The sequence below is a fragment of the Paraburkholderia solisilvae genome, from assembly GCF_902859875.1.
In the GTDB taxonomy this organism is placed as follows: domain Bacteria; phylum Pseudomonadota; class Gammaproteobacteria; order Burkholderiales; family Burkholderiaceae; genus Paraburkholderia; species Paraburkholderia solisilvae.
The window spans coordinates 141,150-164,378 of record NZ_CADIKF010000004.1 but is presented as its reverse complement, the minus strand read 5'-3'; the positions used below and the strand labels follow the sequence as shown (position 1 = coordinate 164,378).

Below are 23,229 nucleotides of genomic sequence, written 5' to 3'. Positions count from 1 at the left end.
TCAATTAGTAGAAGAAGCGGCGTCGCTTTCGTCGAGCAACGCCTGCACTGCTTCGGCGCTCGCGCGCGCAAGCCGGCCGCGCGCATCGGCGCGCACCGCGCCGCGCAGATCGTCGGTGCCATAGAGCGCGACGTGAATGCCGAACGGCTGCGCATCGCGCCCTTGCGCGGCCGGACGCCACAGGAAGCTCAGCGTCTCGACGTAGCCGCGCCCCGCAAAATGACGGGTTTCTGAAACGTCGTACTGCACGTTCTGATTCAGCAGGTAAATGGCGACTTCTTTCGGGTTGTCGCAAAACGCCTGCAGATGAATGTCGGAGTGCTCGCCGGCTGTGCCGCCGAGCACGGCGCCGGTCAGATACGGATTGAACGGCGTGAGCCGCTGCATCCAGTCGAGCGCGATTTCGCGCAGACGGCGCAGCACCGCGGGCTGCGTGTCGCCCTGGAACAGCGACTGGTATTCGCGGATTTCTTCTTCGATATGGTCGTTATCCGGCAGCCAGTCGCCGGAAACACGCGTCTCCCCGACGACTTGCCGCGCCGCTTTGCGCTTGGCCGTCGCGTAGTCGAGACCGTCTTGCGCGATCATTCGCGCGGCGGCGATCGCGATTTCTTCGCGCACGCGCGTCGGGTCGAGATGGAGTTTGCGGACCATCAGGTAATCATACTAGAGAATCCCAGGCCGCCCAGCGCGGACGCCCATGCCGTCGCGGTGCGCGTTTTCGGGCCTGGCGGCCCGGCCGGCGTGGGTCGTCGGGTACAATAGCGGCCTTTGAAAGGACCTCGGGAAGCGGGTTGAAGCGGGCGTGGCGGCCTGTCTGACGCAGCCTCGCGAGCCGCCGCGCGGCGTCGCGCACGGGGATTGCCCCGGCCCTTCTGGCAGCGCTTCTGGCGGCGCTTTGGGCGCCGCCTCCAGCACCGCTTTTAGCGCCGCTTTTAACACCGTTCGTCCTCCTTCTTTCGCAGCATTACATTCCGGCCGGCGCGACAGTTCTATGCACATCCACATTCTCGGTATCTGCGGCACGTTCATGGGCGGTCTGGCGGTGCTCGCGCGCAGCGCGGGCCACCAGGTGAGCGGCTGCGACGCCGGCGTCTATCCGCCGATGAGCACGCAGCTCGAGGCACAAGGCATCGGGCTTATCGAGGGTTACGGCGCGGAACAGGTCGATCTGAAGCCCGATCTGTTCGTGATCGGCAATGTCGTGTCGCGCGGCAATCCGCTGATGGAAGCGATTCTCGACCGCGGCTTGCCGTACGTGTCCGGTCCGCAGTGGCTCGGCGAGCACGTGCTCGCCGGCAAGTGGGTGCTGGCCGTCGCCGGCACGCACGGCAAGACCACCACCAGCTCGATGCTGACGTGGCTGCTCGAAGACGCCGGCATGAACCCGGGCTTCCTGGTCGGCGGCGTGCCGCTGAACTTCGGCGTATCGGCGCGGCTCACCGATTCGAGCTTCTTCGTGATCGAAGCCGACGAGTACGACACCGCGTTCTTCGACAAGCGCTCGAAGTTCGTCCACTATCGGCCGCGCACCGCGATCCTCAATAACCTCGAGTTCGATCACGCCGACATCTTCCCCGATCTCGCCGCGATCGAAACGCAATTTCATCATCTGGTGCGCACGGTGCCGCGCATCGGCCGGATTGTCGCGAACGGCCGCGAGGCGGCGCTCGAACGCGTGCTTACGCGCGGCTGCTGGAGCGAGGTCGAGCGCTTCGGCGTCGAAGGCGGCTGGCAGGCGCTCGTGGCTGAAGACGGCGTGCCGGTCGACGAGCGCTTTGCGGTGTATCAGCAGGGCGCGCGCGTCGGTGTGGTCGACTGGCAGGTGCAGGGCGAGCACAACCGGATGAACGCGCTCGCGGCGATCGCCGCCGCGCGCCATGTCGGCGTGCCGCCCGCGCAGGCGGCGCAGTCGCTCGCGGCATTCCGCAACGTGAAACGCCGGATGGAAGTGCGCGGCAGCGTCGACGGCGTCACGGTCTACGACGACTTCGCGCATCACCCGACCGCGATCGATACGACGATCGCCGGACTGCGCACGCGCGTCGGCCGCGCTGAAGATGGAAAACGCACGCGCATTCTCGCGGTGCTCGAGCCGCGCTCGAACACGATGAAGCTCGGCGTGATGAAGGCGCAGCTGCCGGCCAGTCTCGCCGACGCCGATCTCGTGTTCGGCTACGGCGCGCCCGCCGGCCGCGACGCGCTCGGCTGGAATCTGGCCGAGGCGCTCGCGCCGCTGGGCGACAAGGCGCGTGCGTTCAGCGATATCGAGACTCTGGTGAAGGCGGTCGTCGAGGTCGCGCAGCCGGGCGACCACGTGCTCGTGATGAGCAATGGCGGTTTCGGCGGCGTGCACCAGAAGCTGCTCGACGCGCTGTCGGCGCGGCCTGAGGCGCTCGCGCGGGGCGTCGCGTGATTCTCTATCTGCACGGATTCCGCTCGTCGCCGCAATCGTTCAAGGCGCGCCTGCTCGCGCAGCGGCTCGCAGAACCCGGCCGCGGCGACGAATGGTGCTGCCCGCAACTGCCGGTCTCGCCGCTCGACACCATCGCGCTGGCGGAATCGCTGGTCGCGGCGGCGCGGCCTGCGCGCATCGCGCTGATCGGCAGTTCGCTCGGCGGTTTCTTTGCGACGCATCTGGCCGAAAAGCATGGCTGGCCGGCGGTGCTGCTGAACCCGGCGGTCGTGCCGCAGCGCGACCTGTCCGCCTATCTGGGCGAGCAGCCGCGCGTGCACGGCGGCGGCAGCATCGTCGTCGAGGCGCATCATCTCGACGAGATGCGAGCACTAACGGTCACATCGATCACGAAGCCCGAACGCTATTATCTGTTTGCGGCGACCGGCGACGAGGTGCTCGACTACCGCGAGATGCTCGCGCACTATCCGGCCGCGCGAACGAAACGGATCGAAGGCAGCGACCATTCGATCAGCGAGTTCGCGGATTATGTCGACGACGTGCTCGCTTTTTGCGACAGCGCCGCCGTCCCCTTTGCGCCGAACCCGCCAACCGTGCCCCGCGAGGGCGCCGCGACGGACTAGGCAACGGATTGTCTCCACGAATATGAAACCGCCGCGTGCGGCGCCGTGCCTAACGGGAACCGCAGGAAACTGCGGAAAACCGCGGGACACGGCGCACGCAACCCGCATGCATCAGGCACGCATGCGGCACGCGGCGGTCGACGCAAGCCACGACGAGAGTATTGAGTGAACGTTTTCTTTGAGGAATCGGGCAGTTTCAAGGCAGGCAGCGTGTTGTCGAAGCAGGGCGACGCGTTCCAGGTCGAGTTGCCGGGCGGACGGCGGGCGAAGGTGCGCGCGAAAGATGTGTTGATCGAGTTCGAGCGGCCGGCCGCGGGCGAGTTGATGGAACAGGCCGACGCGGCCGCGCAGGAGATCGATCTCGACTTTCTGTGGGAATGCGCGCCGGAAGATGAATTCCCGTTCGCGACGCTCGGCGCCGAATACTTCGGCGAGGCGTTCGGGCCGATCGAGCGCGCGGCGCTCGTGCTGCGCATGCACGGCGCGCCGGTCTACTTCCGGCGCAAGGGGCGCGGTCAGTATCAACGCGCGCCGCAGGAGCAGCTGCAGCTGGCGCTCGCGTCGCTCGAACGCAAACGTCAGCAGGCGCTCGTGCAGTCGGGTTATGAAGAAGAACTGACGGCCGGCCGGTTGCCGGACGCGTTCGCCGGCAAGGCGCTCGGTTTGCTCACGAAGCCGGACAAGAACTCGATCGAGTACAAGGCGCTCGAAGCGGCGGCGGCGGCGCGCGGCGTGTCGCCTGCGCGGTTGATGCTCGACTGCGGCGGCATTCCGTCGGCGCGCGCGCTGCACGAGGCGCGCTTTCTGTCCGAGTATTTCCCGCATGGCACGGGCTTCCCGCCGGTCACGCCCGGCGCGCTGCCGGACGATTTGCCGCAAGCCGAGGTCGAAGCGTTCTCGATCGACGACGTGACGACCACTGAAATCGACGATGCGTTTTCCGTCGAGCATCTCGCCGATGGCCGCGTGCGGATTGGCGTGCACATTGCGGCGCCGGCGCTCGGCATCGCGCGCGGCGATGCGACCGACGCGATTGCGCGTGCGCGGCTGTCGACCGTCTATATGCCCGGCGACAAGATCACGATGCTGCCCAACGAGGTGGTCGACGTGTTCACGCTCGCCGAGGGCGGCATGCGGCCCGCGCTGTCGCTGTACAGCATCGTGAACCGTGAGACGCAGGAGATCGTCGCGAGCGAAACGCGTGCCGAGCTCGTGTTCGTGAAGGCCAACTTGCGGCACAACACGCTCGATGAAATGGTCACCGAAGAGGCGCTCGCCGCGGGCACCGGCGACTATCCGCACAAGGACGACATCGCGGTGCTGTGGCCGTTCGCGCAGGCGCTGTTCGAAAAGCGCCAGGTGATGCGCGCGAGCTATGGCTTGCGGCGCGAAGTGCAGCGCAATACCGACTTCAATTTCTATGTCGAAGGCGAGCACGTGACGATCACGCCGCGCCGGCGCGGTTCGCCGCTCGATATGATCGTCGCGGAGCTGGCGATTCTCGCGAACTCGACGTGGGGCGCGTTCCTGCACGATCACGGCGTGCCGGGCATCTACCGGTCGCAGCGCGCGTTCGGCGCGCCGACCGGTCCGAAGCGCACGCGTATGCAAACCACCGCGGCGCCGCACGAAGGGCTCGGTGTCGCGCAGTACGCGTGGAGTACGTCGCCGCTGCGCCGCTATGTCGACCTCGTCAATCAGTGGCAACTGCTTGCGTGTGTGCAGCACGGCGTGACCGCGAAGCTCGCCGCGCCGTTCAAGCCGAAGGATGCGGACCTGTTCGCGGTGGTGCAGGGCTTCGACGATACGTACTCCGCTTACGCCGATCACCAGCGCCGTATGGAGTACTTCTGGTGCCTGCGCTGGATCCGGCAGGAAGACCGCAAGCAGGTAGTCGCATCGGTCGTGAAGGGCGATCTCGTGCGGCTCGACGACGTGCCGCTGCTGCTGCATGTGCCGGGACTCGGCGTGCATGCGCGCGGCACGCGCGTGCTGCTCGACGTGATGTCGCTCGACGAACTGACGGTTGAAGCGTCGGTGCGCCTCGTGCGCGTGCTCGATGCGCCGGCGGTGACGAGCGGCGCGGAGGCCGAAGAAGCCGACGACAATGAAGGCGACGAGGATATCGTCGACGCGTCCGACGCGTCCGCCGAAAGCGAAGCCGAGGCACAGGCCGAAGCGGAGCTCGACGGCGCGCCGTCCGAAGACGCGGCGCAGCAGGGTGACGGTGACGGCGCCAACGATGATTCCGCGGATTCCGCCACGTCCGACCCGCATCCCGCAACGGAGCCCGGCCGATGAACACGCCGCAGCGCGCACGCGAGCGCTATGCGGTGATCGGCAATCCGATCGCGCACAGCAAGTCGCCGTTTATTCACGCGCGCTTTGCCGAGCAGACCGGCGAGCCGGTTGAATACGACCGGCTGCTCGCGCCGGTCGATGCGTTCGTGCCGCATGTGCGCGCATTTATCGAAGCGGGCGGTCGCGGGCTGAACGTGACGGTGCCGTTCAAGCTCGACGCGCACGCGCTTGCCGATGCGCTGTCGCCGCGTGCCGCCGCGGCGGGCGCGGTGAATACACTGCGATTCGACGCGGCGGGCATCTACGGCGACAACACCGACGGCTTCGGCCTCGTGCGCGATATCGAAGTGAACCTGGGCGTGCCGCTCAACGGCGCGCGCGTGCTGCTGCTCGGCGCGGGTGGCGCCGCGCGCGGCGTCATACTGCCGATGCTCGAGCGCGCGCCGCGTCGGCTGACGATCGTCAACCGCACGGCGGCGAAAGCCGATGCGCTCGTTGCACAGTTCGCGCAAGCTGCGCGCGACGCGGGTTGCGCTTTGACGGGCGGCGGCGCGCAGGCGGTGGAGACGGATGCGTACGATGTGATCGTCAATGCAACCGCGGGGAGTCTCGACGGCGCGCTGCCCGCATGCGACGATCGCGCGTTCGGTGCGCACACGCTGGCCTACGACATGATGTACGGCGCGCAGCCGACCATCTTTATGCAACACGCGCGGACGCTCGGCGCACGCGCGGCGGACGGCTTGGGCATGCTGGTCGAGCAGGCGGCCGAGTCGTTCCACGTGTGGCGTGGCGTGCGGCCCGACGGCGCGCCGGTGCTGGCGGAGCTGCGCAGGCAGCTTGCGGCGGCGGACGGCGCTTAGCTGGCAGATGGCTGGCAGATGGTCGGCGCCGGGTTGGCGCCGGGTTGGCGCTTCAGTTGGCACACGGTTAGCAAGTTGGCGGCGGGTTGGCGCCTGAGTTGACACACGGTTGGCAAGTTGGCGCCGAGTTGGCGCTTCAGTCGGCACACAGTCAGCAAGTTGGCGCCGGGCTGCCGCTTGAGTGGGCACGCGGTCGGCAAGTTGGCGCGAGGTTGACCCATCGTTGCCGTGTGATCTGACCTTGGTTCATCTTGACTGGCGCGAGCGGCTCGCGCTTGCTCCCATACCGTCTACAGGAAAGCAGCCTTGAGCATGGCGGCGAACATGACTGGAACGAAGCGCTCGAAGAGCGCGAAAGCGACCCGCGTCGGCCATTGGCTCGCATACGTGGTTGCCGTGTTCGCGTTCTCGTGGCTCGTGACGCAGGCGTTCTACTTCGCGCAGATCGCGCTGTGGAACACCGTCAATCCGCAATCGACCGCATTCATGCGCTCCGACGCGTGGCGCCTCGCGCAAGACCGCCCCGATCTGTCGATCCAGCACACGTGGGTGCCGTACGACCAGATTTCGCGCAATCTGAAGCGCGCGATTATCGCGTCGGAGGACGCGAATTTCGTCAACAACAACGGCTACGAGACCGACGCGATCCTGCAGGCGTGGGAGAAAAACAAGGCGCGCGGCAAGATCGTCGCGGGCGGCTCGACGATTACGCAGCAACTCGCGCGCAATCTGTTTCTGTCGCGTGAAAAGAGCTACGTCCGCAAGGGCCAGGAGCTGATCATCACGTGGATGCTCGAAACGCTGATGGACAAGGAGCGGATCTTCGAGATCTATCTGAATTCGGTTGAGTGGGGCAATGGCGTCTATGGCGCGGAAGCGGCGGCGCGCTACTACTACAAGACATCGGCCGCGAAGCTTTCCGCCGGTCAGTCGGCGCGGCTTGCGGTAATGCTGCCGCGGCCGAAATACTTCGATGAGCATCGCAATTCCGCCTATCTGACCCAGCGCGCCCGCGTGATCGCGCGGCGCATGGGGGCGGCGGAACTGCCGGACTGAGCGGGCAGGCCGGTGCGGACCGGCGTGCATCAAGCGGCAACTGCATGGGTGATGCGGTTGCCGTTTTTTTTGACGGCGAGGAGCGAAAACATCGCGCCGCGCGTGCCGGCGTAACCACGCCGGACGCGTCCGATCTGGTTCAATCGCTGCCGCTGCCGCTGCCGCTGCCGCTGCCGCTGCCAACGCCAACGCCAACGCCAACGCCAACGCCAACGCCAACGCCAACGCCAACGCCAACGCCAACGCCAACGCCAACGCCAACGCCAACGCCAACGCCAACTCCAACTCCAACTCCAACTCCAACTCCAACTCCAACTCCAACTCCAACTCCAACTCCAACTCCAACTCCAACTCCGCGGCCAACGCCGATCCCGTTGCCGGCACAAGGGCCCGCCTATGCCGGGCATGTTGGCAAGGCACAAAGAAAGCACCTCGACGCAGCACACCCGCCGCGCCGCACACCCGCAACGCAGCGCAGCCCCCACAACGCAGCGCAGCACACCCGCAACGCCACAAACATCCCAATATGTGATTGGTACATTCACATATTGGAGTATCTCGAAAATCGCCCTACAATCCGTTCCAACAAGTCGGACGACCGGCAAACAGATCGCGTCCGCGCCACCGCAGCATAGGCGCGACGCAGCGCAAAACGAATCGGAGACAACCCGCTATGGCCTCGATCCTCTATCGGCAACCGGCACGCGTCAGCGCGCCGCCGCACCGCGCCACCTTCACCGCAATCGCCGCTGCCGCCTGCCGCCGTGCCGGCAGCGCGCAATAACCCTCAACCCGTTTGCCTGATCGCCATGAATAAAGCGATGACCAATCACGCCGGGTCCGAAGCCGACGCGGTGAGAAAACCTGTTGCGCGTCCGTCGAACGGTACCGGGCTGCCGCCCGCCGACCGCGACACGATCGCGCTGCCGAGCACGCTGCTCGACATCACGCCGCAGCAGGCCGGCACGCAGACGCTGCTGCGCGGCCTCGCGATTCTCGAAGCCGCAGCCGCCGGCGTGCGCGATCTGCGCACGTTCGGCGCGGCGCTCGGCACGACGCGCAGCACCACGCACCGGCTCGTCAGCAGCCTCGTGCAGGCGCGTTACCTGCGTCAGGTGCAGGGCGGCTATCTGCTCGGCCCGAAGCTGATCGAACTCGGCACGATCGCGCTCGAGCAGATGCCGTTGACGACGGTCGCCCGCCCGCACCTCGCGGCGCTTGCCGAAGAAACGCACGACACGATTCACCTCGGCGTGCGCGACGGCGACGACGTGCTTTATATCGACAAGATTCCCGGCACGCGCGGCCTCGAAATGCGCTCGCGGGTCGGTCACCGGATGCCGCTCGCGTCGACCGGTATCGGCAAGGCGATGATGCTCGACCTGACGCCCGAAACGTGGCAAAAGCTGTTCGACGCGTCGCGTCGCGCGCTCGCCGGCGTGAGCTTCAAGCCGGACAACCGGCCCGATCTGCAGACCTTCATGCAGCGGATGACCAACTACTCGGGCGGCGGCTTCACGTTCGATCTCGAGGAAAACGAAGCGTCGATCCGCTGTGTCGCGGCGCCGGTGCGCGACGCGTCCGGCGCGATTGTCGCGGCGCTGTCGGTCGCGAGCACGATTCCGTATATGTCGCTCGAGCGGATGGACGAACTGATTCCGGTCGTGCAGCGCGAAGCGCGCGCGATCTCGGAGGAACTCGGCTGGCGTGCGCCACAACCGGCAACCCGCAGGATCAAGCGATGACCGATCTGGGTTCACCGGACTCGATGTCGGCGTCCGCTGCGTCCGCTACACCCGCTGCCTCGGACGCCGCCGCCCAGACCGGCGCCGCCGGATCGGCGCAGCACGACGCGGCACTGATCGCGCTCGACTGGGGCACGACCGCACTGCGCGCGTATCTGTTCGACGCCGCGGGGCAACTGCTGGAAACCCGCGCATCGACGGCCGGCATCATGAATTTGCCGCGCGCCGCGAGCGAAGGCGGCTTCGATATCGCGTTCGACGCGGTGTGCGGCAGCTGGCTCGAACGCGCGCCGCATCTGCCGGTGATGGCGGCCGGCATGGTCGGCAGCGCGCAGGGCTGGAAGGAAGCGCCTTACGTTGAAACGCCCGCGAGCCCCGATGCGATCGTCCGCGGCATCGTGCGCGTGCAGACCGCGCGCGGCGTCGTGCTGCATATCGTGCCGGGCGTGCTCGAGCGCGGCGAATTGCCGAACGTGATGCGCGGCGAAGAGACGCAGATTGTCGGTGCGCTCGCCGGTGACGCGGTAACCGCGCCGAAAAACGACGCGCCTGCCGACACTCAGCCAGGCGCGCTGATCGGCCTGCCGGGCACGCACGCGAAGTGGGTGATCGTCCGCGGCATGCGCATCGAGCGCTTCTATACGTTTATGACTGGCGAGGTGTTCGCCGCGCTTTCCGAGCACACGATTCTCGGCCGCACGATGACGACGCCGGATCGCCCGGATACCGCAGCCTTCCTGCGCGGCATCAGCGTCGCGCGCAACCACGGTCACGCGGGCATGCTCGCGACGATCTTCAGCACCCGCACGCTCGGGCTGACCGCGCAACTCGCGCGCGAAGAGCAGCCCGACTATCTGTCGGGGCTGCTGATCGGCCACGAACTGAACGGACTCGAAGCCGTGCTCGAGCGTCAGCAGGTGGCGCTCGCCGGCCGCACGCTGCGGCTGATCGGCAACGAGGCGCTGTGCGAACGATATCGGCTGGCGCTGACGCAATACGGCTGTCAGTCGGCGGAACTCGTCAAGTACGCGACCGAGCGCGGCCTGTGGCGCATCGCGGTACAGGCGGGACTCGTGACACCCGCGGCCGGCGCCGTGCCGGCCGCGCGCATCGGCTAGCCCGCGCAAGCAGAATGCGGGCCGCCACGGACATGCGCACAGGAACCAGAAAGGAACCGATATGCAAGCTGAACTGAATCTGCCCGGACCTTACCAGCCGCACGCCGGCCTGATGGCCGCTTTCGAAGCGTGTCCGCTGATCGCGATCCTGCGCGGCGTGACGCCCGCCGACGCAGCCGACCACGGCCGCGCGCTGTACGAAGCGGGCTTCCGGATCGTCGAAGTGCCGCTCAATTCGCCGCAGCCGTTCGACAGCATCGCGGCAATCCGCCACGCGCTGCCGCCCGACGCGATCGTCGGCGCGGGGACGGTGCTGCAGGCCGCGTTCGTGCATCAGGTGAAGCAGGCGGGCGGCGAGCTGATCGTGATGCCGCACGCCGATCCGGAAGTGATCGTCGCGGCGAAGTCGCACGCAATGGCGTGCGCGCCCGGCGTCGCGACGCCGACCGAAGCGTTTATCGCGCTGAAGAACGGCGCGGACGTGCTGAAGATGTTTCCCGCCGAACAGCTCGGCTGTCACGTGGTGAAGGCGTGGCGCGCGGTGATCGCGGCGCAGGTGCCGCTGCTGCCGGTCGGCGGCGTCACGCCGGACAACATGGGTCCGTTTCTGACCGCGGGCGCGAACGGCTTCGGCCTCGGCTCCGCGCTGTACAAGCCGGGCCAGAGCGCCGCGATTACCGCGTCGCATGCAAAGTCCTTTATCAACGGACTGCGCATCGCGCGCGCGAGTGCGAAGAAATGAATCGCCTCGCCGGTAAGGTCGCACTGATCACCGGCGCCGGGCGCGGCATCGGCGCCGCGATCGCGCATGCGTTCGCACGCGAAGGCGCGGCGGTCGTGCTGGCCGAACTCGATAGTGAAACGGCGCAGCATACGGCGCGCGAGATCGAAACCGCGCATGCGGGCGCACGCGTGCTCGCGGTGTGCACCGACGTCACGCAATCGGCGTCCGTACAACAAGCGGTTGACGAAGCGCAGCGCAGCTTCGGACCGCTCGACGTGCTGGTGAACAACGCCGGCATCAACGTGTTCTGCGACCCGCTGACGATGACCGACGACGACTGGCGCCGCTGCTTTGCCGTCGACCTCGACGGCGTCTGGAACGGCTGCCGCGCGGCATTGCCGGGCATGGTCGAGCGCGGGCGCGGCAGCATCGTGAATATCGCGTCGACACACTCGTTCAAGATCATCGCGGGCTGCTTTCCGTATCCGGTCGCGAAGCACGGTGTGATCGGCCTCACGCGCGCGCTCGGCATCGAGTACGCGCCGCGCAACGTGCGTGTCAATGCGATTGCGCCTGGCTATATCGAAACGGATCTGACGCGTGAATGGTGGGACAACCAGCCGGACCCGGCCGCCGCGCGGCAGGCGACGCTCGACCTGCAGCCGATGAAGCGCATCGGCCGCCCCGACGAAGTGGCGATGACCGCGGTGTTTCTCGCATCCGATGAAGCGCCGTTTATCAACGCGAGCTGTATCACGGTCGACGGCGGACGCTCGGTGCTTTATCACGATTGAAGTGAACCGGTTGACGCGCTGGCCGCGTGTGTCAGTCCCGGTACAAGAAGACGCGGCCGATAACCTTCTCGTTACCTAGTCAGGAGACAAGCAATATGAAACGCAGAATATTCCTCACGCTCGCAGCGGCAGCGACGGCGGTGCTGTTCAATGCGCCGGCCGCGCAGGCTGCCGATTCGGTGAAGATCGGCTTTCTCGTGAAGCAGCCGGAAGAGCCGTGGTTCCAGGACGAATGGAAATTCGCCGAAATCGCCGCGAAGGAAAAGGGCTTCACGCTCGTGAAGATCGGCGCGCCGTCGGGCGAGAAGGTGATGAGCGCAATCGACAACCTCGCCGCGCAAAAAGCGCAAGGCTTCGTGATCTGCACGCCGGACGTGAAGCTCGGGCCGGGTATCGTCGCGAAGGCGAAGGCTGACGGCCTGAAGATGATGACGGTGGACGACCGCCTCGTCGACGGTGCGGGCAAGCCGATCGAGTCGGTGCCGCATATGGGCATCTCCGCGTACAACATCGGCAAGCAGGCCGGCGACGGCATTGCGGCCGAAATCAAGAAGCGCGGCTGGGACATGAAGGACGTCGGCGCGATCGACGTGACCTACGAGCAGCTGCCGACCGCGCATGACCGCACCACCGGCGCCACCGACGCACTCGTCGCCGCGGGCTTCCCGAAGGCGAACGTGATCGCCGCGCCGCAAGCGAAAACCGACACGGAAAACGCGTTCAACGCGGCGAACATCGCGCTCACGAAGAACCCGCAGTTCAAGCATTGGGTGGCCTACGGCCTGAACGACGAAGCGGTGCTCGGCGCAGTGCGCGCTGCCGAAGGCCGCGGCTTCAAAGCCGACAACATGATCGGCATCGGTATCGGCGGTTCGGATTCGGCGCTGAACGAGTTCAAGAAGCCGCAGCCGACGGGCTTCTACGGCACTGTGATCATCAGCCCGAAGCGCCACGGCGAGGAAACCTCGGAACTGATGTACGCATGGATCACGCAAGGCAAGGAACCGCCGATGCTGACGCTCACGACCGGCATGCTGGCCACGCGCGACAACGTCGGCGAAGTGCGCAAGGAGATGGGTCTCGCGTCGAAGTAACGGGCTGCGGTTGTTTCCCGTTACGCGGATGCGACGCGTAGCAACGTAGCGATGTAGCGACGGCAAAGCGCGTGGACGGCAACGGCGTCCGCGCGTTTTGCGCGAAAGGTCACGTGAGCGGTTCACATGAGCGGTTCGCACGAAGCAAACTCAGTGGCAACAGGAGGCGAAGTGTCAGCGACGCTGCGTTTTGACAATATCGGTAAGGTGTTTCCCGGCGTGCGCGCGCTCGACGGCATTTCGTTCGACGTGCACGCGGGCCAGGTGCACGGCCTGATGGGCGAGAACGGAGCGGGGAAATCGACCCTGCTGAAGATCCTCGGCGGCGAATATCAGCCGGACTCGGGGCGCGTGTTGATCGACGAAAACGAAGTGCACTTCGCGAGCGCGGGTGCGTCGATTGCGGCCGGCATCGCGGTGATTCACCAGGAGTTGCAGTACGTGCCCGATCTGACGGTCGCGGAAAACCTGATGCTCGGCCGCCTGCCGAACGCGCTCGGCTGGGTGCACAAGCGCCAGGCGAAGCGCTATGTGCGCGAGCAGCTGGCGGCGATGGGCGTCGATCTCGATCCGGACGCGAAGCTGCGCAAGCTGTCGATCGCCCAGCGGCAGATGGTCGAAATCTGCAAGGCGCTGATGCGCAACGCGCGCGTGATCGCGCTCGACGAGCCGACCAGCTCGCTGTCGCATCGCGAAACCGAAGTGCTGTTCAAGCTGGTGCGCGATCTGCGCGCGGACAATCGCGCGCTGATTTATATCTCGCACCGGATGGACGAGATTTATCAGCTGTGCGACGCCTGCACGATTTTCCGCGACGGCCGCAAGGTCGCATCGCACACGTCGCTCGACGGCGTGAGCCGCGACACGATCGTCAGCGAAATGGTGGGCCGGGAAATTTCGGATATTTATAACTACACGCCGCGCGCGCTCGGCGAAGTGCGTTTCGCCGCGAAAGGCATCGAAGGCGGGCCGCTCGCGGAGCCGGCCAGCTTCGAGGTGCGGCGCGGCGAGATCGTCGGGTTCTTCGGTCTGGTCGGCGCGGGGCGCAGCGAACTGATGCACCTGGTGTACGGCGACGATCCGAAGAAGGGCGGCCAACTGACGCTCGACGGCAAGCCGATCAAGGTCAAAAGAGCGGGCGATGCGATCCGCCAGGGCATCGTGCTGTGCCCGGAAGACCGCAAGGAAGAGGGCATCGTCGCGATCGCATCGGTGGCCGAGAACATCAATATCAGTTGCCGGCGCCACTATCTGCGCGCGGGCATTTTTCTCGATCGCAAGAAGGAAGCGCAAACCGCGGACCGCTTTATCAAGCTCCTGAAGATCAAGACGCCGAGCCGCCGGCAGAAGATCCGCTTCCTGTCGGGCGGCAACCAGCAGAAAGCGATTCTGTCGCGCTGGCTCGCGGAACCGGACCTGAAGGTCGTGATTCTCGACGAACCGACGCGCGGCATCGACGTCGGCGCGAAGCACGAGATTTACAACGTGATCTATCAGCTCGCGGAGCGCGGCTGCGCGATCGTGATGATTTCGTCGGAACTGCCGGAAGTGCTCGGCGTGTCCGACCGCATCGTCGTGATGCGGCAGGGCCGCATTTCCGGCGAACTGGCGCGCGGCGCGGCGACCGAGCAGTCGGTGTTGAGCCTCGCGTTGCCGCGGAGTTCGAGCGTCGCCGAAACCGCGCAGGCGGCGTGAAGGGAACAACGCAGCGTCGCTGATGGTGAATGAAGTTCGATGAATGTCGATCGGGGCCGATGAAGCGCAACGCAGTCATCCGGATCCGAGCGGATGGTGAGTGAGTCCGATAACCCGTGCCGAACGGGAGGAGCAACGAAATGCAACAAGCTGGAGAAAACCTCGCGCAACAGGCGGCGAAGAGCGCCGCCGAAGCGCTGATTCCGCAGGCGAACGACCGCCAGAAATGGTGGCAGCAGATCACCGAGTACAGCCTGATCGTGATCTTCGTGGTGATGTTCGTCACGATGTCGCTGACGGTCGATCACTTCTTCTCGATCGAGAATATGCTCGGCCTCGCGCTGTCGATCTCGCAGATCGGCATGGTCGCGTGCACGATGATGTTCTGTCTCGCGTCGCGCGATTTCGATCTGTCGGTGGGCTCGACGGTCGCATTTGCCGGCGTGCTGTGCGCGATGGTGCTGAACGCGACGAACAATACGTTTATCGCGATCATCGCGGCGGTGGCGGCCGGCGGCGTGATCGGCTTCGTGAACGGCGCGGTGATCGCGTATCTGCGCATCAACGCGCTGATCACGACGCTCGCGACGATGGAAATCGTGCGCGGCCTCGGCTTTATCGCGTCGCACGGGCAGGCGGTCGGCGTGTCGTCGGATACGTTTATCGCGCTCGGCGGTCTCACCTTCTTCGGCGTGTCGCTGCCGATCTGGGTTACGCTGCTCTGCTTTATCGTATTCGGCGTGATGCTCAACCAGACCGTGTATGGCCGCAATACGCTGGCGATCGGCGGCAATCCGGAAGCGTCGCGCCTTGCCGGTATCAACGTCGAGCGTACGCGCGTCTTTATTTTCCTGATCCAGGGCGCGGTCACCGCGCTGGCCGGGGTGATTCTTGCATCGCGTATCACGTCGGGCCAGCCGAATGCCGCGGAAGGCTTCGAGCTGAACGTGATCTCCGCGTGCGTGCTCGGCGGCGTGTCGCTGCTCGGCGGTCGCGCGACGATTTCCGGCGTCGTGATCGGCGTGCTGATCATGGGCACGGTCGAGAACGTGATGAACCTGTTGAACATCGACGCGTTCTATCAGTACCTCGTGCGGGGCGCGATCCTGCTCGCCGCGGTGCTGCTCGACCAGTTGAAGAACCGCGGCTCGCGCGACTGACGCGCCGCGCGCAAGCGGATTCAGACGGACCCCGAAGGACCCCGACGGACCCAGATCGAAGGAAGCGAACCATGTCGTCTCCGGCCAATGCAAGCGCACGGCATGCCACCGACGCCTACGCGCACTATCCGAGTCTCACGGATCGCACGGTGCTGATCACGGGCGGCGCGACCGGCATCGGCGCGTCGTTCGTCGAGCATTTCGCCGCGCAGGGCGCGCGCGTCGCGTTCTTCGATATCGACGAAACCGCGGGCGAGGCGCTGGCCGACGAGCTCGGCGACTCGCGTCACAAGCCGCTCTTTGCGCGCTGCGATCTGACCGATATCGACGCGCTGCGCAACGCGATCGCCGATGTGCGCGCGGTCATCGGTCCTATCGAGGTGCTCGTCAACAATGCGGCGAACGACAAACGCCACAAGATCGCGGATGTGACGCCGGAGTCGTTCGACGCCGGCATCGCGGTGAATGTGCGCCACCAGTTTTTCGCCGCGCAGGCCGTGGCCGACGATATGAAAGCGGCCGGCGGCGGCTCGATCATCAATCTGGGTTCGATCAGCTGGATGCTGAAAAACGGCAACCTGCCCGTTTATCTGATGGCGAAATCGGCGGTGCAAGGACTCACGCGCGGCCTCGCGCGCGACCTTGGGCCGTTCAAGATTCGCGTGAATGCGCTGGTGCCCGGCTGGGTGATGACGGAAAAGCAGAAACGCCTGTGGCTTGACGACGCGGGGCGCCGCGCGGTCAAGGAAGGACAGTGTATCGACGCGGAACTGATGCCGGACGATATCGCGCGGATGGCGCTGTTTCTCGCCGCCGACGACAGCCGGACGATCACCGCGCAGGACATGATCGTCGATGGAGGGTGGGCATGAGCGGGGCGGCAGTCGTGCAGGCAAACGGACAAGCAAGCGGACAACAAAGCGGACAGCGGAACGCAAAAGCGCGCGCCGTGCTGGCGATCGACGCCAAATGCGCGCTCGGCGAGGGCGCGACCTGGTGCGCGCGAAGCGGCCGGTTCTACTGGACCGATATTGAAGGCGCACGCCTATGGCGCTACGATCCGCGTGAAAAGCGCAGCACGTGGTGGACGATGCCCGAGCGGCTCGCGACCTTCGCGTTGTGCGCCGATCCGCACTATCTGCTGCTCGGGCTCGCGTCGCGCCTCGCGTTTTTCGATCTGGCGACCGGCGACGTGATGCCGATCGTCGACGTCGAGCCGGGGCTGAATACGCGCGTCAACGACGGCCGGTGCGACCGCCAGGGGCGCTTCGTGTTCGGCACCAAGGACGAAGGCACGCCCGTGCGGCCGATCGGCGGCTTTTACCGGCTCGATCGCGATCTGACGCTCGAACGGTTGCCGTTGCCGGCGCCGGCGATTTCGAACAGCATTGCGTTCAGTCCGGACGGCGCGACGATGTACTTCTGCGATTCGCCGACCCGCGAGATTCGCGTGTGCGATTACGGCGCGGATGGCCGCGTCGGCAACGAGCGCCTGTTTGTGCGTCTCGCCGATGCGACCGGCGAGCCCGACGGTTCGACCGTCGATACCGACGGCGGCTTGTGGAATGCGCATTGGGGTGGCGGCCGCGTCGTGCGTTACGATGCGAACGGCGTCGAAACGGAGCGCGTGACGGTGCCGACCGCGCAGCCGAGCTGCGTCGCACTCGGCGGCGCACGGTTGTCGACGCTGTATGTGACGAGCGCGCGGGTCGGTCTCGATGCCGACGCGCTGCGCACCGATCCGCTCGCGGGCGGCGTGTTCATCGCGACCCCCGCGCGGCGCGGATTGCCGGAGCCGCTGTTCGAAGGCGCACCGCGCCGGTAATAAGCGGCGCCGCCGCGTGATGGAGGGTTGTTCATGCGCGGTGGCCCATCCGGTTTGCAGTTTTTCGGTGGCGAGCGTCGCGCGCCATCGTGCTTTTAACGTGCGAGTGATTCGCTCGCTTTTTTACCCGCATCAATCCGCTTGATTTGCCTGATCCGTTTGAAGCAGGGCAGTTCGCAGCATGCAGCACAGACCAAAGAGGCGGCCGGTTTCTATCGCGCTGCCCGCATAAGCCGCCGTCCGTCTGTCGACGGCGACGTTCAATGCCTCTCGAGGGAGCTTTGATATGACTGTCGCGAATTCTGCTGTCCCGTCTTCTTCACCCACGCAGACGCGCCGCGCACGGCTCGAAGCGGCCACGCATCCGGTGCTGGCCGGCCCGAGCACGTCGGCGGTCGCGATCGGCGCCACCCATGCCGGCGAGGTCGATTGCGTGACGCTCGCCAATCCGCATTTGCGTCTGGACGTCGCGCCGCGTCTCGGCGGCGGCATCACGCGCTTCGACTGGCGCAGCGAGGGCAATCTGGTGCCGGTGTTCCGACGCTGCCGGCAGGTGGGCGCCGATACCGATGCGAACCAGCTCGCGTGCTATTCGCTGCTGCCGTACTCGAACCGGATCGGCGGCGGGAAGTTCACAGTCGGCGGGCGCACCGTCGATGTGCCGTGCAATCGCGCCGGCGAACCGTTGCCGATTCACGGCGACGGCTGGCTCGCGGCGTGGCAGGTCGCGCAAGCGGATCCGGAAAGCGTGTGCCTGACGCTCGATCGCAGCGACGGCAAGCCGTATGCATATCGCGCGACGCAGCGTTACGTGCTCGACGGCCCGGCGCTCGTGATCACGCTCGATGTCGAGAACACCGGCCGCGACACGCTGCCGTTCGGACTCGGCGTGCATCCGTTTCTGGTGCGCGATGGCGATACGCAACTGTCGGCGGCGGCCGCGGGACTGTGGCTGTCCGGCGACGACTGGCTGCCGGTGCGGCATGTGCCGGTGCCGCCCGCGTGGCAGTTCGGCGTCGCGTATCCGTTGCCGCGATCGCTGGTCAATCACGCATTCACCGACTGGAGCGGACGCGCGACCGTCGTCTGGCCGAAGCGGCGGCTGTCGCTGACGGTGTCGTCGAGCACCGATTACTACGTGCTGTACACGCCGCCGGGCGAAGACTTCTTCTGCTTCGAGCCCGTCGATCATCCGATCAACGCGATGAATCTGCCGGGCGGCGCGGCCGAGCACGGCATGACGATGCTCGCGCGCGGCGAGCGGCTGTCGCGGACCTTCCGGTTTGCCGTCGAGCACACCGGCTTGCGGGCGGTGGCGGGTGGGCGCGGCAACCGGCGGCAATGAGGTGTTGCTGCGTGCCGGTAACCGCGGCCATGAAAGCGCTGAGCGCGTTTGCGACGAAGGCGGCAACGCGGCCGTCAAGGATGCAGCGCTCGAGGCCGAAGCGCTGAAGGCGGTCGCCGCGCTCGACTGACGGACAGCGGGTGGCGCTGGACCATGTGCTTTGGGCGCCCCGGCCGCCGCCTGGGTCGGGGGCCGGAACGCAACCGGCTTCCGCTGCAGTCTTCGCAAAAGACGCGGGTAAAATACGCGCCTCATCTGCACACCTTGCCCGCGCGGGTCTCACCATGTCCTCCTTTATTCAGTCGCTCAATCTCGCCTGGCAAAACACGAACTCGCTGCTGTGCGTCGGGCTCGATCCCGAGCCGGCGAAGTTTCCCGGCGCGTTCGCGAACCGCTCGGACGCGATCTTCGATTTCTGCCGCAAGATTGTCGATGCGACGGCACCGTATGCGTGCGCATTCAAGCCGCAGATCGCGTATTTCGCCGCGCATCGCGCGGAAGATCAGCTCGAGCAGCTGATTGCGCATATTCATCTGAAACATCCGGAATTGCCGGTGATCCTCGACGCGAAGCGCGGCGATATCGGCAGCACCGCCGAGCAGTACGCACGCGAGGCGTTCGACCGGTACCGTGCGGATGCGGTGACGGTGAACCCTTACATGGGCTTCGATTCGCTCGAACCGTATCTCGCGCACAAGGACAAAGGCGTGATCGTGCTGTGCCGGACATCGAACCCGGGCGGCTCCGATCTGCAGTTTCTCGATGCCGGTGGCCGGCCGCTCTATCAAACGGTCGCGCGGCTCGCCGCGGAAAAGTGGAACACCACCGGGCAGCTGGGGCTCGTCGTCGGTGCGACGTTTCCGAAGGAAATCGAAGTGGTGCGCGGGCTCGTCGGCGATATGCCGCTGCTGATTCCGGGCATCGGCGCACAGGGCGGCGACGTCGAAGCGACGGTGCACGCGGGACGTAGCGCGGCGGGCACAGGGATGCTGATCAACTCGTCGCGCGCCATTATCTATGCGGGCAACGGCGATGATTACGCGGACGCGGCGGCGAGCGCCGCGCGAAAGACGCGGGATGCGATCAACGCGTATCGGTAGGGTAGACGCGATGTACGGGACCGAGCATGACGAAGGCGTCTGGGACGCGCTGGGCGACACGCCCGAGCAGGCGGCGAATCTGCGCGCGCGTGCCGGTTAAGGCTGCGGACGCGGCGCGCGGGCCGAACTCGTGCAGCAGATTGCTGAAGTCCGTGCAAACGAGCGAGTGGACGCCAGCCGAAGCGGCGAGCCATTGCGGCGTCACGCAACCGCGCATGAATGATCTGCTGCGCGGACGGGTGTCGCGGTTTTCGCTCGATGCGCTCGTCAATATCGCGACCGCCTTGGGGCGGCGCGATCATATCGCGCTTGAGGCAGCCTGAGTTTCAGCAGCGCGCGGCGGCCTACCCGCCGCCGCTGTGCCGTCATGCGCCGCGCGCCCCAAGCCGCGCAATCAGCTCCCGATGCGCGGGGTACTGCGCCTGCAACGGGCCGGTCCCGCCGACCTCGAACTCGCTGAACTCGAACCCCGGCGCGACCGTGCAACCGACCACCGCGAAGCTCGCCGGGTCCTCGCATTCGGCGGCAAACCAGTCGCCGGCCAGCACGACCGCCTGAAACACCGTGTCCGGATGCGTGAGCGCGTTGCCGAGGCGATGCGTGGTCAGCTTGCCGTGCCGGTCGATCACATGCACGTCGAGCGGCTCGCCCGCGTAGAAGTGCCAGACCTCGTCCGACTTCAACCGGTGCCATGCGGAATGCGCACCGTCGCACAGCATGTAGTAGATCGCGGTGCACGCCGACAGCGGCGCATGCGCGTTGTCCTGACGGTGCACGGTTTGCGCCGCGCGATAGGTCTCGCGGTAGTAACCGCCTTCCGGATGCGGCTGCAGGTCGAAGCGGCGGATCAGTTCGTCGCGGGAATGTCGATTCGTAGGCATGGCTGAAAGGGCTGAAAGGCGCCGAAGCGCACGCGTTGATGAAGGAAACTTTCAACAACAGAACGCCTCAGCGCTCCCTTTCATCCAGCAGCTTGAGCAATCCGCGCAACGCATGCTCGGCCGCCTGCACGCGAATTCGCTCGCGATCGCCCTTGAATACGAGCGTCTCCACCACCGTATGCAGCCGGTTGCTCCAGCCGAACGACACCATCCCGACCGGCTTCGTTTCGGTGCCGCCGCCTGGCCCCGCGATGCCGGTGATCGCCAGCGACACCTGCGCGCGGCTGTTGCGCAGCGCGCCTTCGGCCATCGCGCGCGCAACCGGCTCGCTGACCGCGCCATGCTTTTCGATCAGATCGGCCGGCACGCCGATCATTTCGCTCTTCGCCTGATTCGAATAGGTGACGAAGCCGCGTTCGAACCAGCCGCTGCTGCCGGAGATGTCGGTGATCGCGGTCGCGACCATGCCGCCCGTGCACGATTCGGCGGTCGCGAGCATCAGGCGCTCGTCGCGCAGGCGGTTGCCGGCGCGGATCGACAGTTGGTGGACGACGGTATCGGTAGGCATGGTGTGTCCCGCTTTGATCCCGCTAATGGAGCCGCTGGGGCCGCAAATGGCACCGGCAAATGGCACCGGCTAATGGCGCCCGTTAGTGGCGCCCGCTCATGAGGCCGCCGAAGTCTCGTGCGCCGCGGCTTTGCGATGCGCTGTGGTTCAGACCGACATCCGCCAGAGTGCGATCACGAGCAATGTGAAAAACGCGGCGACGAGATCATCGAACATGATGCCGAAACCGCCTTTCAGTCTGCGGTCGAAGTAACCAATCGGCGGAGGTTTCACCATGTCGAAGAAGCGGAACAACGCGAACGCCCAAAGCTGGCCCGTCAGCGACACCGGTGTGACCATCAGCAGCACGAGCCAGAACGCGACGATTTCGTCCCACACCACCGGCGATGGATCGTCGTTGCCGAGCCGCTTCGCGGTGAAGCCGCAGACCACGATTCCGCCGAAGAAACCCGCGATGACCAGCACGCCCCATTCGATCACCGTCAGCCGGTCCGCGAAGACCGCGAACGACGCCCACGCGAACAGCGTGCCGATCGTGCCCGGCAGAAGCGGCGACAGTCCGCTGCCGAAGCCGAGCGAGATCAGATGAAAGGGGTGCGACAACATGAAGCGGGCGGTCGCGCGCCGCGGCCGCGGTTCGCGCGGCCCGCGGTTGTCGACGCCGTTCAGATCACGGTGCGCCGGCTGGCTCGCCGGATCGCCCGCAGCGGGAGCGCCGGCCGACTGCTCGCCGGCCGGTCCCACCGAAGGTTCAGTCTGCATGGAAATGATCGAAGCCTTGCAACGTCAATGTAAGCGGCGTGCCGGCTGCATCGTGCCACGTGATGGCGGGTACGGCAGCGGCCAGATCCGGAGCGCTTATTGTACCGACGCGAGTCGCGAGCAGGCCTGCGTTGTGACTGACTTTTTCAATCGACGCGCGTGCGTGGACAGGCGCCGTGAAGCACAACTCGTAATCGTCGCCGCCCGCAACCGTGCAGCGGCGCTGGATCTCGGGCGGTAGCCGGCTGAGCGCGGCCGAGCGCGGCAACGCGTCGACATTGACCGTCGCGTTCATGTGCGAGCGTTCGAGGATATGCATCAGGTCGCCGGCGAGTCCGTCGGAGATATCGAGCGCCGCGTGCGCGACGCCGCGCAGTGCAAGACCGAGCGCGACGCGTGGTTCAGGGCGTTCGAGCGCGCGGCGCAGGTGCGCGGCGTCACCGGCGTCGGCGTGCCACTCGCCGCGCGCGATGCCGAGCGCCGCACGGGCATCGCCGAGCGTGCCCGATATCCAGATATCGTCGCCCGCTCGAGCCGCGTCGCGCCGCAGTGCAACATGCGGCGGCACGGAGCCGAATACGGTGATGCAGAGATTCAGCGGACCGGCCGTGGTGTCGCCGCCGATCAGTTCGCAGCCGAAGCGTTCGGCGAGCTCGAAGAGCCCGTCGCTGAACGCGGCGAGCCACGCTTCGTCCGCGCGCGGCAGCGCAAACGCGAGCGTGAATGCCTGCGGCTTCGCACCCATCGCGGCGAGGTCCGACAGATTGACCGCGAGCGCCTTGTGACCGAGCGCATGCGGGTCGACATCGGCGAAGAAGTGCCGGCCTTCGACGAGCATATCGGTCGATATCGCCAGCATTTCGCCGGCGGGCGGCGCGATCAGCGCGCAATCGTCACCGATGCCGAGCGTGGCGCCGCGGCTCGCGTCCTCGACATCTTTGACACCGTCGCCATGCGCGCTGCCTGCCGCACGCATGCGGGCCGCCCGGCGCGCGAAGAAGCGGTCGATCAGCGAGAACTCGGAAAGCATGGGCATAGGGTCCGGGGTACGGTTGGCGACGGCAGCCGCGCATGGCATTCAGGATGGCAAATACAGTGCGGAATGTTGCAATGCGGTCGGCGCAAATGCGCGTTTTAACACCGTTTCGGTCGCGGCGGA

General features: G+C 66.2%; 23 protein-coding genes. 18 read left to right on the top strand and 5 right to left on the bottom strand.

Annotation, left to right across the window (positions count from 1 at the left end; translation table 11 throughout):
- Complete coding sequence (locus HV675_RS04525) at window positions 1-654, bottom strand: UDP-N-acetylmuramate--alanine ligase (protein WP_175109564.1); 654 nt, start codon at window positions 652-654, stop codon at window positions 1-3.
- A 244-nt stretch (window positions 655-898) separates the two neighbouring features.
- Between HV675_RS04525 and mpl the strand changes: the two genes are divergently transcribed.
- From mpl to HV675_RS04435, 18 genes are all read left to right on the top strand, one after another.
- Window positions 899-2,416, top strand: a complete 1,518-nt coding sequence (gene mpl, locus HV675_RS04520) for a UDP-N-acetylmuramate:L-alanyl-gamma-D-glutamyl-meso-diaminopimelate ligase (RefSeq protein ID WP_377700556.1) — start codon at window positions 899-901, stop codon at window positions 2,414-2,416.
- Entirely contained in the window at window positions 2,413-3,039 is a 627-nt protein-coding gene (locus HV675_RS04515; protein WP_175109562.1) for a YqiA/YcfP family alpha/beta fold hydrolase, read from the top strand. Before mpl ends, HV675_RS04515 begins: the two co-directional genes overlap by 4 nt.
- 165 nt (window positions 3,040-3,204) lie before the next feature.
- The gene (locus HV675_RS04510) at window positions 3,205-5,340 is read left to right on the top strand and encodes a ribonuclease catalytic domain-containing protein (RefSeq protein ID WP_175109561.1); all 2,136 of its coding nucleotides are present in this window, start codon (window positions 3,205-3,207) and stop codon (window positions 5,338-5,340) included.
- Window positions 5,337-6,203 carry a shikimate dehydrogenase gene (gene aroE, locus HV675_RS04505; protein ID WP_175109560.1) on the top strand — a complete coding sequence of 289 codons (867 nt, stop codon included), beginning with the start codon at window positions 5,337-5,339 and terminating at the stop codon, window positions 6,201-6,203. The genes HV675_RS04510 and aroE overlap by 4 nt, the downstream gene beginning before the upstream one ends.
- A gap of 324 nt (window positions 6,204-6,527) precedes the next feature.
- Complete coding sequence (gene mtgA, locus HV675_RS04500; protein WP_175109559.1) at window positions 6,528-7,259, top strand: monofunctional biosynthetic peptidoglycan transglycosylase; 732 nt, start codon at window positions 6,528-6,530, stop codon at window positions 7,257-7,259.
- Window positions 7,260-8,068: 809 nt separating this feature from the next.
- Entirely contained in the window at window positions 8,069-9,004 is a 936-nt protein-coding gene (locus HV675_RS04495) for an IclR family transcriptional regulator (RefSeq protein ID WP_175109558.1), read from the top strand.
- On the top strand, window positions 9,001-10,122 hold the full coding sequence (locus tag HV675_RS04490; RefSeq protein ID WP_246270096.1) for a 2-dehydro-3-deoxygalactonokinase: 1,122 nt from the start codon (window positions 9,001-9,003) through the stop codon (window positions 10,120-10,122). Before HV675_RS04495 ends, HV675_RS04490 begins: the two co-directional genes overlap by 4 nt.
- A gap of 61 nt (window positions 10,123-10,183) precedes the next feature.
- A complete protein-coding gene (locus HV675_RS04485; RefSeq protein WP_175109557.1) occupies window positions 10,184-10,864 on the top strand; it encodes a 2-dehydro-3-deoxy-6-phosphogalactonate aldolase in 681 nt (226 codons plus the stop codon).
- Window positions 10,861-11,640: an SDR family oxidoreductase gene (locus tag HV675_RS04480; protein WP_175109556.1), complete on the top strand. Its 780-nt coding sequence runs from the start codon at window positions 10,861-10,863 to the stop codon at window positions 11,638-11,640. Before HV675_RS04485 ends, HV675_RS04480 begins: the two co-directional genes overlap by 4 nt.
- Window positions 11,641-11,735: 95 nt before the next feature.
- The gene (locus HV675_RS04475; RefSeq protein WP_175109555.1) at window positions 11,736-12,734 is read left to right on the top strand and encodes an arabinose ABC transporter substrate-binding protein; all 999 of its coding nucleotides are present in this window, start codon (window positions 11,736-11,738) and stop codon (window positions 12,732-12,734) included.
- Window positions 12,735-12,905: 171 nt separating this feature from the next.
- Complete coding sequence (gene araG / locus HV675_RS04470; protein ID WP_175109554.1) at window positions 12,906-14,429, top strand: L-arabinose ABC transporter ATP-binding protein AraG; 1,524 nt, start codon at window positions 12,906-12,908, stop codon at window positions 14,427-14,429.
- Between the two features lie 140 nt (window positions 14,430-14,569).
- Entirely contained in the window at window positions 14,570-15,589 is a 1,020-nt protein-coding gene (araH, locus tag HV675_RS04465) for an L-arabinose ABC transporter permease AraH (protein ID WP_175109553.1), read from the top strand.
- Between the two features lie 71 nt (window positions 15,590-15,660).
- A complete protein-coding gene (locus HV675_RS04460; RefSeq protein WP_175109552.1) occupies window positions 15,661-16,461 on the top strand; it encodes an SDR family NAD(P)-dependent oxidoreductase in 801 nt (266 codons plus the stop codon).
- A complete protein-coding gene (locus HV675_RS04455; RefSeq protein WP_175109551.1) occupies window positions 16,458-17,414 on the top strand; it encodes an SMP-30/gluconolactonase/LRE family protein in 957 nt (318 codons plus the stop codon). The genes HV675_RS04460 and HV675_RS04455 overlap by 4 nt, the downstream gene beginning before the upstream one ends.
- A 286-nt stretch (window positions 17,415-17,700) precedes the next feature.
- Entirely contained in the window at window positions 17,701-18,759 is a 1,059-nt protein-coding gene (locus HV675_RS04450) for an aldose 1-epimerase (RefSeq protein WP_175109550.1), read from the top strand.
- Window positions 18,734-18,889 carry a hypothetical protein gene (locus HV675_RS04445; protein ID WP_175109549.1) on the top strand — a complete coding sequence of 52 codons (156 nt, stop codon included), beginning with the start codon at window positions 18,734-18,736 and terminating at the stop codon, window positions 18,887-18,889. Before HV675_RS04450 ends, HV675_RS04445 begins: the two co-directional genes overlap by 26 nt.
- A gap of 154 nt (window positions 18,890-19,043) precedes the next feature.
- Window positions 19,044-19,859 (top strand): orotidine-5'-phosphate decarboxylase, encoded by an 816-nt coding sequence (gene pyrF / locus HV675_RS04440; RefSeq protein ID WP_175109548.1) that lies wholly within the window; start codon window positions 19,044-19,046, stop codon window positions 19,857-19,859.
- Between the two features lie 89 nt (window positions 19,860-19,948).
- Window positions 19,949-20,182, top strand: coding sequence for a helix-turn-helix domain-containing protein (locus HV675_RS04435; protein WP_343056761.1), 234 nt, complete (start codon window positions 19,949-19,951; stop codon window positions 20,180-20,182).
- A gap of 42 nt (window positions 20,183-20,224) precedes the next feature.
- Here HV675_RS04435 and HV675_RS04430 read toward each other — a convergent pair whose 3' ends face one another.
- From HV675_RS04430 to thiL, 4 genes are all read right to left on the bottom strand, one after another.
- Window positions 20,225-20,740: a cupin domain-containing protein gene (locus HV675_RS04430; protein ID WP_175109547.1), complete on the bottom strand. Its 516-nt coding sequence runs from the start codon at window positions 20,738-20,740 to the stop codon at window positions 20,225-20,227.
- Between the two features lie 67 nt (window positions 20,741-20,807).
- Window positions 20,808-21,308 (bottom strand): CinA family protein, encoded by a 501-nt coding sequence (locus tag HV675_RS04425; RefSeq protein ID WP_175109546.1) that lies wholly within the window; start codon window positions 21,306-21,308, stop codon window positions 20,808-20,810.
- Between the two features lie 147 nt (window positions 21,309-21,455).
- Entirely contained in the window at window positions 21,456-22,070 is a 615-nt protein-coding gene (locus HV675_RS04420; protein WP_175109545.1) for a phosphatidylglycerophosphatase A family protein, read from the bottom strand.
- Window positions 22,060-23,100: a thiamine-phosphate kinase gene (gene thiL, locus HV675_RS04415; protein WP_175109646.1), complete on the bottom strand. Its 1,041-nt coding sequence runs from the start codon at window positions 23,098-23,100 to the stop codon at window positions 22,060-22,062. The genes HV675_RS04420 and thiL overlap by 11 nt, the downstream gene beginning before the upstream one ends.
- Window positions 23,101-23,229 lie beyond the last annotated feature (129 nt).